This window comes from Vibrio paucivorans, assembly GCF_054053395.1.
This window is the reverse complement of record NZ_CM133230.1, coordinates 215,257-228,019: the sequence shown is the minus strand read 5'-3', so window position 1 is coordinate 228,019 and position 12,763 is coordinate 215,257. Positions and strand designations below refer to the sequence as shown.

Sequence of the window (12,763 nt, the reverse complement as noted above, 5' to 3'; positions counted from 1 at the left end):
GGCTACCGAGTAGTTACATCAAAAACACAATACAACCACTAAACCCAAATAAGATTCAATGATTGTCAATGATGTTATAATTCTTGGCAACCCCATTCAGGGTAATGCTTACGAATATACGCATTAAGTTCTTTTTCAGCTGATGAATATTCTCGCTGAGCACCCTGCTCATTTGCCACAGAAGTTGAGCTGACCATACCAGCACCAACCGTAACGTTTGAGTAGCGATCAATAACGATAAACGAGCCCGTTTGAGGCAGAGCACGATACTCATCAACCGCAACTTTGTCTGTCAAAAATACGTTAGTAAGAGCAATCTCGTTAAGATCTAACGTTTCGCTGCCTTCAGCATGCTCTTTGAGCGTATTCACATCCACTTTGTGTTTCAGTTCAGAAACTTTACCCGTACAGGACTTAGTGGCAAATTTGAAAATATACTCTTTATGAGTGCGAAGCGGCGTATCGTCCATCCATACAATGTGAGCATCTAGCTTACTCGTCACCGTTGGTTCATGCCCAGTATGAACTAGCATATCACCGCGCGACACATCAATTTCATCTTCCAAGGTCAGAGTAATTGCCTGCCCTGGCTGAGCCTGTTTCAGTTCACCATCATGAGTATAGATGCTCTTCACCACAGATGTTTTACCAGATGGTAAAGCCGTGACTTCATCGCCAACTTGAACGAGACCAGATGCTAGCGTACCGCAGAAACCACGGAAGTTTAAATTTGGACGGTTCACATACTGGATAGGGAAACGCATATGTTCAAGATTTTTATCTTGGTCAATTTTTACCGTTTCTAACAGCTTCATCAACGTTGCACCTGGATACCAATCCATTTGCTCACTTGGTGTTACTACGTTGTCGCCTTTCAGTGCCGAAATGGGTACAAAACGAATGTCGTCGATATCGAAGTTTTCAGCCATTTCACGATAATCAGATTTGATCTTTTGATACACATCTTGGCTGTAATCCATCAAATCCATTTTGTTGATAGCAACGATAATGTGCTTAATACCTAACAGGCTACAAATGTAACTATGACGGCGAGTTTGAGTTTGAATACCGTGACGAGCATCCACCATCACGATAGCAAGATCACAAGTCGAGGCACCCGTTACCATGTTACGAGTGTACTGCTCATGCCCTGGAGTGTCGGCAATGATAAACTTACGCTTGTCGGTCGAGAAGTAGCGGTAAGCAACATCGATAGTAATACCTTGCTCACGCTCCGACTGTAGGCCATCAACCAATAAGGCAAGATCAAACTCTTCATCAGTGGTATTGAATTTTTGAGAGTCCTTTTCGATAGCAGCCATCTGATCTTCATAAATAAGCTTACTATCAAATAGAAGACGACCGATCAGTGTCGATTTGCCGTCATCAACATTACCACAGGTTAAAAAACGAAGAAGGTCTTTGTTTTCATGAACTTTTAGATACGCTTCAATATCTTGCGCGATTAGCTCAGAACTATGAGACATCGTATTATTCCTTAAATATATTCTTTATCTTGCAACGTACGAACTACCAATTCTGCACACTCTTCCACTGTGCAATCCGCCGTTTTTACATGAATTTCTGGATTTACTGGAGCCTGATACTCCGAATCAATACCAGTAAAGTTCTTAATCTCACCTGCGCGCGCTTTCTTGTATAAACCTTTAGGATCACGCGACTCACACACTTCTATTGGAGTATCGATAAAGACTTCCAAAAACTGTGAGTCATCCAACAAGTCACGTACTTGCTGTCTATCTGAAATAAAAGGAGAAATAAACGCAGTGAGAACAATAGCACCAGAATCTACAAACAACTTGGCGACTTCACCAATACGACGAATGTTTTCAACACGATCGGCGTCACTAAAGCCTAAATCCTTGTTTAGGCCGTGACGAACATTGTCACCATCTAACAAGTAACTGTGCTTGCCAAGGCTAAGTAATTTGCTTTCTACAGCATTCGCTACTGTCGATTTACCTGAACCACTTAGGCCGGTAAACCATAAAATCACTGGCTGCTGCTTTTTAAGTTGAATTCTATCCTGATGAGTCACTGTAGTGTTGTGCCACACAACATCATCGCTGACCGATTCGTTTTCTTTTCGCTCGTAAGGCACGTTCATTAGAAGTAACCTTCGCGCTTCTTCTTCTCCATCGAGCCCGCACTATCATGGTCTATTGCACGGCCCTGGCGTTCTGATGTGGTAGTCAGCAGCATTTCTTGGATGATTTCTGGCAATGTGGTCGCTTCAGACTCAACGGCGCCTGTTAATGGGTAACAACCAAGGGTACGAAAACGAACCATTTTTTCTTGAACAACTTCACCTTCTTCAAGCTCCATACGCTCATCATCAACCATGATCAACATACCATCACGTTCCACAACAGGGCGCTTAGCAGACAGGTACAAGCTTGGGATTTCAATGCTTTCTAGGTAGATGTATTGCCAGATATCCAGCTCTGTCCAGTTAGACAGCGGGAATACTCGAATACTTTCGCCTTTGTTGACCTTACCGTTGTAGATATTCCATAGCTCAGGGCGTTGGTTTTTCGGGTCCCAACGATGATGCTCATCACGGAATGAGTATACGCGCTCTTTAGCACGAGATTTTTCTTCGTCACGGCGAGCACCACCAAATGCAGCATCAAAACCATGCTTATCTAAAGCTTGCTTCAAGCCTTGCATCTTCATGATGTCGGTATGTTTCGAGCTACCATGTACAAATGGGCTAATGTTCATCGCTAGCCCTTCTGGGTTTTGATGAACAATCAACTTCATACCCAGTTTCTTTGCCATGTAATCACGGAACTCAATCATTTCCTTAAACTTCCACGTTGTATCAACGTGCATTAGCGGAAATGGAGGAATACCTGGTGCAAATGCTTTCTTTGCAAGGTGAAGCATTACTGAAGAATCTTTACCCACTGAGTAAAGCATTACTGGGTTATCAAACTCTGCCGCGACTTCGCGCATAATATGAATGGACTCAGCTTCTAACTGCTTTAAGTGAGTCATACGTTCCGGTGAAATCTTCATTTCCATCTTCCATTTGTTCAATTGTGAAGCAGTTTACTAAACTGCTTACGAAAATGCTCTTTTAGTTTCAAATCTCGTTACATATATGTAACTAATGAAAATCAAACATTATATAAATGCGAGATACTTAAAATGGTAATTACGCCATAAGCCACGCTTACTGGAAAACCCACTTTCAAGAAATCAGCAATCTTATAACGCCCTGCGTTGAAAACCATTAAGTTGGTTTGGTACCCATAAGGGCTTAAAAAACTAGCGCTCGCACCAAATGCCACCACCATGATATAAGCCATAGGTTCCACATTCAGGCTATCTGCTAACCCCATCGCTATAGGAAACATTAATGCCGCTGCAGCGTTATTGGTAACAAGTTCAGTTAGCCACCACGTTGCGATATAGACAATACACAACCCAATAAGAGGACTAAACATGTCTTGGTTGCCTAAAATAATAGAATCGAGCAACGAAGTAGCTTGGCTATTAGATAGCGCATATGAAAGTAACAAAGCCGATGAGATAATAAGCCAAATTTGGGTGGGTAATCGCTGCAACACTTCATTGGGTTTCAATATCTTTGAAAACAACAACACACCAAGAAACAGCAATAAACTTTTGAACAGAGAAACAACACCTAGTGCTGAAAGTGCTATTGAAGTAATAAAGCCTAAAACAGCAAAAGCTTCTTGTTTATCACTCAGAGTTGCCTCTGTTTCTACTCCGCTAACAAAAAAGAAGTTTTTACCGAGGTTGTGTCGTGATTTGAAATCTTTACCAACTGCTAGTACGAGGTTATCACCCGGCTTCAGCACCACCTCTCCCAACTTGCCTGATATCGGCTCACCATCTCTCTTAATAGCCACAACTGCGGCATCAAAAAGGGCACGGAAGCCAGTGCGCTTTAACGATTTCCCCACCAGTACACTTTCTGGCCTCACGATAACTTCAGACAGGTTATCGAGTGGCAGGCCATTTTCATTAGCAAACGACTTCAGGCCTGAAAACTGATTCAATAGCGTGATTTTTTTACATCACCACTAAAAAGTAATCTGTCGCCTTTTTGCAGAACTTCTGCTGGGGTCACCGGAGAGATCAATGCACCTTTACGTTGAATCTCTACCAAAAAGAGAGACTCTAAATGGCGCAAGCCATTTTCTTCGACACTTCGGCCAATTAAGGTTGAGCCGCTCATAACCTTGGTATCGATAAAGTAGTCCGCTACCGTCTTATATTGCTCTACACGTTCCGGTAACCAACGGCAACAAATAAACAAAACCGCTCCACAGCCCAATACCAACAAACTCCCCACTAACGTGAAATCAAAAAAGCTAATACTCGGTAGACCCGACTCCACCACCATCGAGTTAACGATAAGGTTGGTCGACGTACCAACCAGAGTAAGTGTTCCACCTAAGATGGCCGAGTAAGATAAGGGAATTAGCAGTTTACTAGCAGGATGATGCGGATTAGCACGGATCGGAGCTAACATCGCTGAGACAACTGCAGTATTGTTCAAAACAGCAGAGGATAGAGTACTGAAGGCGAAAAGATTTAGCCAAGATCGACGATAACTCGGACGAACAACATAACTGGCAACCTTACGCAGCAATTTTGTTTTCTCTAATGCTAAAGAACAAACCATAAGTAGTACCAGCGTTAGCACACCTTGATTTGCGAAACTGGCGACTACCTGATCGTTGTCGACCATTCCCGTTGCAACCAAAACCAGCAATAACACCCCGAACACACGCTCAGGACGAGATTGAAACTTAATAAGACCAATCACAGTCAAACTGAACGCAATTAAGACGAAATAAGCAGGAAAATATTCAGGCATCAATACACTTCAATCCGTTAACCATGATCGTTCACAAACGGTCCATCCAGACAAGAAAATTAACATAACATAACATAACTATTATTTCAGTAAATAGGTCAACTAGTGGGTTAAGCCCTAGGAAAAGGAAACGCCGTGACATCATCGATATGCTCACAACCTAGAGCTAGCATGATCAAGCGATCAATACCTAGCGCAACGCCAGCACACTCTGGTAGCCCTGCTTTTAATGCGTCAATGAGATTGTGATCAATTGGCTGAGGTTTTAAACCCATTTTCACACGTAGTGCATTATCTTGTTCAAAGCGGGAAAGCTGCTCCACAGGGTTATCCAGTTCATGGAATCCGTTAGCGAGCTCTATACCTTTAAAATACACCTCGAAGCGATCGGCTACACGGTTGTCACGCTCGTTGATCTTTGCCAGCGCCGCTTGAGAAGCAGGAAAATCATACACAAATACTGGCTTGGATTGCCCTATTTCTGGCTCTATGCCGATACTAAAAAGTAGCTGTAATAAGGTGTCCCTATCTTGCTCGGGCTCTGCGATATCACTTAAACCAAGCTTTGCTGCCACTTTCTTTAGTTCACCCATGTCAGCCTCTAGTGGACAAGTGTCTAATACACTAATGAAAGCGTTTTGATACGTTATTCTCTCTGCTGCTTCACTTTTTAGTACTAGCTGAAGCAACTCATCCATTTCGTCCATTAAATCATGATGATTAAAACCAACTCGATACCACTCCAACATAGTAAATTCTGGATTGTGGTAGCGACCGTTCTCTTCATTTCGGAATGCTTTGCAGATCTGGTAAATACAGCCGCTCCCCGCAGCAAGCAGGCGTTTCATGTGAAATTCCGGACTGGTCATTAGGTATAAACTTTGCCCTCCAGCATAGCCGGGGCCAACAAACTCGGTTTGAAAGGTGTGCAAGTGCACATCAGTCACAGTGGCATGACTCATCGCAGGGGTGTCTACTTCCAGTACGTTACGCAACTCAAAGAAATGGCGAATCAGCTTCAAGGTTTCAGCGCGCTGCTTAAGCTGTTGAATGGTAGCGGTAGGTTGCCAGGAAGATTGCATCAGGTGAGCCTCAATCATGCTATGTATCGGTAGTGAATTGCCGAGAAATTACCACCTTTAACCCAATTTGCAAGCGGTTAGACGCTACTGGATTGAAGTGAGCAAATAACGCACTACAGTAAAGTTTTCTATCTTTTTCATCACTTGAACATTGATAACAAAAATCATACTCAACAAGCGATTAACACATGAAACACCAATAGATAGTTAGACCGAATTCATTGCCGTGATAGCAGTCACATAAGCTATATTTTTTATGCTCTTGTATGCATTTCCGGAGAAAAAACCTAAATACATCAATTTTTCTCGTAACAACCTCTTCTACACTGGCTATACCACTTTTGGGGCAGCTTGCCCTAACTCACTACAACAAGCGGATTCATCCGCAATCACACACTGGAGGATAACTGTGCAAATTCTTACCACAGATATCGCAGTCATCGGCGCAGGCGGCGCTGGTCTTCGAACTGCTATTGCAGCAGCTGAAGCAAACCCTGATTTAGAAGTTGCTCTGATTTCTAAAGTTTATCCAATGCGCTCTCACACAGTCGCAGCAGAGGGTGGCTCAGCAGCAGTTATCAAGGATGAAGACAGTCTAGATAACCACTTCAACGACACTGTTGGTGGTGGTGATTGGCTATGTGAACAGGACGTTGTTGAATATTTTGTTGAAAACGCGACTCGCGAAATGATCCAAATGGAGCAATGGGGTTGCCCATGGAGTCGCAAAGAAAATGGTGAAGTAAACGTACGCCGCTTCGGTGGTATGAAAGTAGAGCGTACATGGTTTGCAGCGGATAAAACCGGCTTCCACATGCTTCACACCCTGTTCCAAACGTCCATGAAGTACGAGCAAATTAAACGATTTGACGAATACTTTGTCGTGGATTTGTTGGTAGAAGACGGTGAAGTGCAAGGCTTGATTGCCATTCATATGTCTGAAGGTGAGTTAGTCACAATTAAAGCCAAATCTGTTGTATTAGCAACCGGTGGCGCAGGCCGCGTTTACCATTGTAATACTAACGGCGGTATCGTAACGGGTGATGGTATGGCAATGGCTTATCGCCACGGTGTTCCACTGCGCGATATGGAGTTTGTTCAATACCACCCAACAGGCCTACCTGGTACTGGTATATTGATGACCGAAGGGTGTCGTGGTGAAGGCGGTATCATCGTCAATAAGAATGGCTACCGTTACCTACAAGACTACGGTATGGGCCCAGAGACCCCTGTTGGCCAGCCGAAAAACAAATACATGGAACTTGGTCCTCGAGATAAAGTTTCTCAAGCGTTCTGGCACGAACAGCAAAAAGGCAACACCATCAAGCACCCTCTCGGTGATGTGGTACACCTTGACCTTCGCCACCTTGGTGAAGAGTACCTACAAGAGCGTTTACCGTTCATCTGTGAACTTGCCAAAGCTTACGTGAACGTCGACCCAGCGAAAGAGCCGATTCCAATTCGCCCTACTGTTCACTACACCATGGGTGGCATTGAAACCAACGGTGAATGTGAAACTCGCATTAAAGGCCTATTTGCGGTCGGTGAGTGTGCGTCTGTTGGTCTACACGGTGCAAACCGATTAGGTTCTAACTCTCTGGCTGAATTCGTGGTATTTGGCCGCGTGGCTGGTGAGCAAGCGGTGAAACGTGCAGCCGAGTTCAAAGGCTGGAACGAAGACTCTATCGCGAAACAAGTCAAAGCGGTTGAAGAGCGCATTGCAGCGCTAATGAATCAAGAAGGTGATGAAAACTGGGCGGACATCCGTACTGAAATGGGTCACACCATGGAAGCGGGTTGTGGTATTTACCGTCAAGAAGATCTGATGCAAGCTACCATCGATAAGATCACTGAGCTGAAAGAACGCTACAAGCGCATTAGCGTAAAAGACAAAGGCAAAGTATTTAATACTGACCTACTCTACGCCATCGAAGTTGGCTACGGTCTTGAAGTCGCCGAAGCTATGGTTCACTCTGCGATTTTACGTAAAGAATCTCGTGGTGCTCACCAACGCCTAGACGATGGTTGCACTGAACGTGACGACCAAAACTTCCTCAAGCACTCATTGGCATTCTATCAGCCAGATGCCTCACCAAGCATCGACTACAGCGGTGTGACCATCACTAAGTCACAACCTAAAGCACGTTTGTACGGTGAAGCAGCAGAGAAAGCGGCAGCAGAAGAAGCAGCCAAAGCGGCCCAGAAGAACGCAGAGGAGCAAGCATAATGTCAGCCAATCGTATCCAAAAAGTCGACATTCTGCGTTATGACCCAGAAAAAGACGCAGAACCACATCTACAAACCTTCGAAGTGCCGTTTGATGAGACCATGTCTGTGCTTGACGCTATTGGTTACATCAAAGATAACCTAGATAAAGACCTGTCTTATCGCTGGTCTTGCCGCATGGCGATTTGTGGTTCTTGCGGCATTATGGTCAATGGCGTACCTAAGCTGGCATGTAAAAGCTTCTTACGTGACTACCCAAATGGCGTGAAGATCGAGCCACTGGCCAACTTCCCAATTGAGAAAGACTTGATTGTCGATATGACGCCATTTATTGAGCGTCTTGAAGCAATTAAGCCATACATCATTGGTAACGACCGTAAACCAGAAGACGGGACGAACATTCAAACACCAGAGCAAATGGCGAAGTACAAGCAGTTTGCTGGCTGTATCAACTGTGGTCTGTGCTACGCGGCATGCCCTCAGTTTGGTTTGAATCCTGAGTTTATCGGCCCAGCAGCGTTGACTCTAGCTCACCGTTACAACCTAGATAGCCGTGACAACGGCAAGGCAGAGCGTATGGCACTGATCAATGGCGAAAATGGCGCTTGGGGCTGTACTTTCGTTGGCTACTGTTCTGAGGTCTGCCCTAAGAGTGTTGATCCAGCAGCGGCGGTTAACCAAGGTAAAGTCGAGTCATCGATGGACTTTGTAATCGCAATGCTAAAGCCTGATGGCACACCAGCGAAGGAGGCATAGAAATGAGTAATCGTAAACCTTACGTTCGTGAAGTAAAACGTACTTGGTGGAAAGATCATCCGTTTTACCGTTTCTACATGTTGCGTGAAGCAACCGTCCTACCGTTGATACTCTTCACCATTTTCCTAACCTTTGGATTAGGGTCATTGGTGAAAGGGCCTGAAGCATGGCAAACTTGGTTAGGCTTTATGGCTAACCCAGTTGTGATTGCGATTAACATCGTCGCGCTGGCGGGAAGCCTGCTACACGCTCAAACGTTCTTTAGCATGATGCCGCAGGTAATGCCGATTCGCTTGAAAGGTAAACCTGTCGACAAGAAAATCATTGTATTAACTCAATGGGCAGCGGTTGCGTTTATCTCGCTTGTTGTCCTAGTCGTGGTGTAAAGGAGCGCTAACTATGAAACCTAACTTCTCTGTAGATAGAGCACCTAAACGTTCAGACGAGCCTATCTGGTGGGGCCTATTTGGCGCTGGCGGTACTTGGTTTGCGATGATTACACCTATTACGGTCTTGGTACTTGGTATTTTAGCTCCACTGGGGGTGATTAGCCCTGAAGCATTGAGCTATGACCGCGTGGTCGATTTTGCTACCAGCATCATTGGAGCATTATTCATTATTGCGACGCTTGCATTGCCAATGTGGCACGCGATGCACCGTGTACACCATGGTATGCATGATCTAAAAATCCACGCGGGTATCGCAGGTAAAGTGGCCTGCTACGCGTTTGCATTTTTGATTTCAGCACTCGCAGTTGTGTTCATCTTTATGCTTTTCTAGTTAAAGATGTCAAAAACGAAAAAGCTGGCTTAAAGCCAGCTTTTTTATTGCCTGAACATCACTCGATGAAGGTAGCTATATCATCCAATGATTTTTTGTTGATAGCATGTTCTGGTACCGTTGCATCCACTTCAGGGTAGCCCGTGACGATCAACATATACGGCCTGTCAGTATCGTTATCACGACCACAAATCTTACTCAGAAAGCTCATTGGTTTGGGAGTATGAGTCAGCGTTCCTAACCCAGCATTGTGTAAGGCTTGTAAGAGAAACCCAGTCGCAATCCCGACAGACTCGTGCACATAGTAGTTGGTTTGCGCCCCATCATTGCTCACTCCACCTTTCTTTTGTAAAAACACTGCTATGAGCCAAGGTGCTTTTTCTAAATATGGCTTATTAGCATTGGTTCCCAATGGCTTTAGTGCATCCAGCCACTCCTGCCCAGCACGGCCTTGATAGAAAGATTGTTCCAACTCTTCGGCCGACTGACGAATTTTACTCTTCACTTGTGAATTATTAATCGCAACAAAGTGCCAAGGCTGATGATTGGCCCCACTTGGTGCTGTCCCCGCGGCTCTAATACAGTTTTCTATAATTTCTTTGGGTACAGGCCTATCGGAAAAGCTTCGGATAGAGTGGCGACGCTTAATATCAAGGTAGTTTTGTAAAGAGCGACTCGACATTTCTTCAACTGGATACTCGATATAGTCATTCAGAGGATGGTGCTGCGTGTTCGACATATTGCTTCCTTGCTAAGAATGGTTGCTATTCCAAGCCTTAGCATCACACATCATGAGGGGCAAAAATATGACATAAATAGAATAGTGCGAACTGTCGCGACTTTTACCAACGTACAAAAAAACCGACCCGACGGTCGGCTTTTTCAACTCATTAAGTCTAGAGATTAAAGTATGAAGCGACTTAGATCTTCATCTTCAATAGTATCGCCCAATTTCGCTTTCACATACTCAGCATCAATGGTCAGTTTAGAGCCTGATTTATCCGTTGCTTCAAACGAAATTTCATCCATCAAGCGCTCCATTACCGTGTGTAAGCGGCGAGCACCAATATTTTCTGTCGTTTCATTGACCGTCCATGCAGCTTCTGCGATCTGAGTGATACCTTCTTCAGTAAACTCAATATCCACTTCTTCTGTCTTCATCAGCGCAACGTATTGCTCAGTCAAAGACGCTTTAGGTTCAGTCAGAATACGCTTAAAGTCGTTACTTGAAAGTGCTTCTAGCTCCACTCGGATAGGCAGACGGCCCTGCAATTCTGGGATTAAATCTGAAGGTTTCGCAACCTGGAAAGCACCTGATGCCACAAACAGGATATGGTCCGTTTTCACCATGCCGTGTTTCGTCGATACCGTACTGCCTTCAATCAAAGGAAGCAGGTCACGTTGAACACCCTCACGAGACACGTCTGGGCCAGAGCTCTCACCACGCTTACAGATCTTGTCTATTTCATCGATGAACACGATACCGTTGTTTTCAACGTTGAAGATCGCACTCTCTTTCAGCTCTTCTTGATTGACAAGCTTCGCGGCTTCTTCTTCCGTTAGAGCTTTAAATGCGTCTTTGATCTTCAGCTTACGCTTTTTCTTCGTATCACCAGCAAGGTTTTGGAACATCCCTTGTAGCTGGTTCGTCATCTCTTCCATACCCGGAGGAGCCATGATCTCGACACCCATTTGCGGTGCAGCGACATCAATTTCGATCTCTTTGTCGTCTAGTTTACCTTCGCGTAGCTTCTTACGGAAAATCTGACGAGTATTCGATGCACTTTCGTCTTGCTGCTCGTTTTGGCCCCAAGCATCACGCGCTGGCGGTAGCAAGGCATCTAGAATGCGCTCTTCTGCTTGTTCTTCCGCACGGAATTTTACTTTCTCCATCGCTTGCTGGTGAGTCATCTTAATCGCAACGTCGGTTAAGTCACGAATGATGGTTTCCACTTCCTTACCTACGTAACCCACCTCGGTGAACTTAGTCGCTTCTACCTTAATGAAAGGCGCGTTTGCTAGCTTAGCAAGGCGACGGGCAATTTCGGTTTTACCCACACCAGTAGGACCAATCATTAGGATGTTCTTTGGCGTTACTTCAACCCGTAAGCTTTCTTCAAGCTGCATACGGCGCCAGCGGTTACGTAGCGCAATCGCTACTGAACGCTTAGCATTTTCTTGACCAATGATATGGCGGTTAAGTTCATGAACAATTTCGCGAGGCGTCATTTCAGACATAATCAATTTCCTTAAATTCTATTAGCACTATCTTTGTTTATTCAGCGTGTTTACTCGGCTTGAGTCGCTGGGATTTCTAGTTCTTCGATAGTGTGGTGATGGTTAGTGAACACACAGATATCACCGGCAATTTTCAGTGATTTCTCTGCGACTTCACGTGCATCTAATTCAGTATTTTCAAGCAGTGCCGTTGCCGCAGCTTGAGCAAAGTTACCGCCCGAACCAATCGCAATCAGATCGTTCTCTGGCTGAACTACGTCACCGTTACCCGTGATGATCAGTGATGCCGTTTCATCGGCTACGGCTAATAGCGCTTCAAGCTTACGTAGCGCTCGGTCACTACGCCAATCTTTCGCGAGCTCGACTGCGGCCTTCGTTAGATGGCCTTGGTGCATTTGCAGCTTGCTCTCAAACTTTTCAAACAAAGTGAAGGCGTCTGCGGTACCACCAGCAAAACCTGCCAGTACTTTGTTGTTATATAGGCGACGAACTTTACGTGCGTTCCCTTTCATTACGGTATTACCTAGGGATACTTGTCCATCACCCGCAATGACAACTTTATTATTTCGACGTACAGATACTATGGTAGTCACGTGTAGGGCCTCATCTGATTGGTTTTAATCTTGTAGATATCAGATATATGAGGTTAGGAAAATGGAAATTCAAGGGGAACAAGGCGTGCTAATTCGTGGCGGAGTCGAATGTCTTCAAGTCGTGATATTGTCTGGTCTTAAAAATTGCGGTGCTTGAGTTCAGCGCCACATTCAAACGCATAAAAAAAACGAGCCCTAAGGCTCGTCTTCGT

General features: G+C 44.8%; 11 protein-coding genes and 1 pseudogene. 4 read left to right on the top strand and 8 right to left on the bottom strand.

Annotated elements, in window-relative coordinates:
• Positions 1–74: 74 nt before the first annotated feature.
• The 5 genes and pseudogenes from cysN to epmA all read right to left on the bottom strand — a co-directional run bounded on the left by cysN (position 75) and on the right by epmA (position 5,958).
• Entirely contained in the window at positions 75–1,487 is a 1,413-nt protein-coding gene (gene cysN, locus ACXABW_RS01055) for a sulfate adenylyltransferase subunit CysN (protein ID WP_457523600.1), read from the bottom strand.
• Between the two features lie 11 nt (positions 1,488–1,498).
• Positions 1,499–2,128 (bottom strand): adenylyl-sulfate kinase, encoded by a 630-nt coding sequence (gene cysC / locus ACXABW_RS01050; RefSeq protein WP_457523598.1) that lies wholly within the window; start codon positions 2,126–2,128, stop codon positions 1,499–1,501.
• Positions 2,128–3,042, bottom strand: coding sequence for a sulfate adenylyltransferase subunit CysD (cysD, locus tag ACXABW_RS01045; protein ID WP_457523596.1), 915 nt, complete (start codon positions 3,040–3,042; stop codon positions 2,128–2,130). Before cysD ends, cysC begins: the two co-directional genes overlap by 1 nt.
• Positions 3,043–3,143: 101 nt before the next feature.
• A pseudogene (locus tag ACXABW_RS01040) lies at positions 3,144–4,876 on the bottom strand (SLC13 family permease).
• 110 nt (positions 4,877–4,986) lie between these two features.
• Complete coding sequence (gene epmA, locus ACXABW_RS01035; RefSeq protein WP_457523594.1) at positions 4,987–5,958, bottom strand: elongation factor P--(R)-beta-lysine ligase; 972 nt, start codon at positions 5,956–5,958, stop codon at positions 4,987–4,989.
• Between the two features lie 409 nt (positions 5,959–6,367).
• On the opposite strand from epmA, the gene frdA reads away from it, so the two are divergent.
• Genes frdA through frdD form a run of 4 tightly spaced genes read left to right on the top strand, consistent with a single transcriptional unit; the run spans position 6,368 to position 9,720 of the window.
• Positions 6,368–8,185, top strand: a complete 1,818-nt coding sequence (frdA, locus tag ACXABW_RS01030; protein ID WP_457523592.1) for a fumarate reductase (quinol) flavoprotein subunit — start codon at positions 6,368–6,370, stop codon at positions 8,183–8,185.
• Positions 8,185–8,940 carry a succinate dehydrogenase/fumarate reductase iron-sulfur subunit gene (locus ACXABW_RS01025; RefSeq protein ID WP_457523590.1) on the top strand — a complete coding sequence of 252 codons (756 nt, stop codon included), beginning with the start codon at positions 8,185–8,187 and terminating at the stop codon, positions 8,938–8,940. Before frdA ends, ACXABW_RS01025 begins: the two co-directional genes overlap by 1 nt.
• Before the next feature lie 2 nt (positions 8,941–8,942).
• Positions 8,943–9,326, top strand: a complete 384-nt coding sequence (gene frdC / locus ACXABW_RS01020; protein ID WP_252029052.1) for a fumarate reductase subunit FrdC — start codon at positions 8,943–8,945, stop codon at positions 9,324–9,326.
• Positions 9,327–9,339: 13 nt separating this feature from the next.
• A complete protein-coding gene (gene frdD / locus ACXABW_RS01015; protein WP_265686515.1) occupies positions 9,340–9,720 on the top strand; it encodes a fumarate reductase subunit FrdD in 381 nt (126 codons plus the stop codon).
• Positions 9,721–9,778: 58 nt separating this feature from the next.
• On the opposite strand, the gene ACXABW_RS01010 is transcribed toward frdD, so the two are convergent.
• From ACXABW_RS01010 to hslV, 3 genes are all read right to left on the bottom strand, one after another.
• Entirely contained in the window at positions 9,779–10,459 is a 681-nt protein-coding gene (locus ACXABW_RS01010) for a nitroreductase family protein (RefSeq protein WP_265686514.1), read from the bottom strand.
• Positions 10,460–10,623: 164 nt separating this feature from the next.
• Positions 10,624–11,958, bottom strand: coding sequence for an HslU--HslV peptidase ATPase subunit (gene hslU, locus ACXABW_RS01005; protein ID WP_457523588.1), 1,335 nt, complete (start codon positions 11,956–11,958; stop codon positions 10,624–10,626).
• 50 nt (positions 11,959–12,008) lie between these two features.
• Positions 12,009–12,551 (bottom strand): ATP-dependent protease subunit HslV, encoded by a 543-nt coding sequence (gene hslV, locus ACXABW_RS01000; protein ID WP_049842976.1) that lies wholly within the window; start codon positions 12,549–12,551, stop codon positions 12,009–12,011.
• Positions 12,552–12,763: the final 212 nt, after the last annotated feature.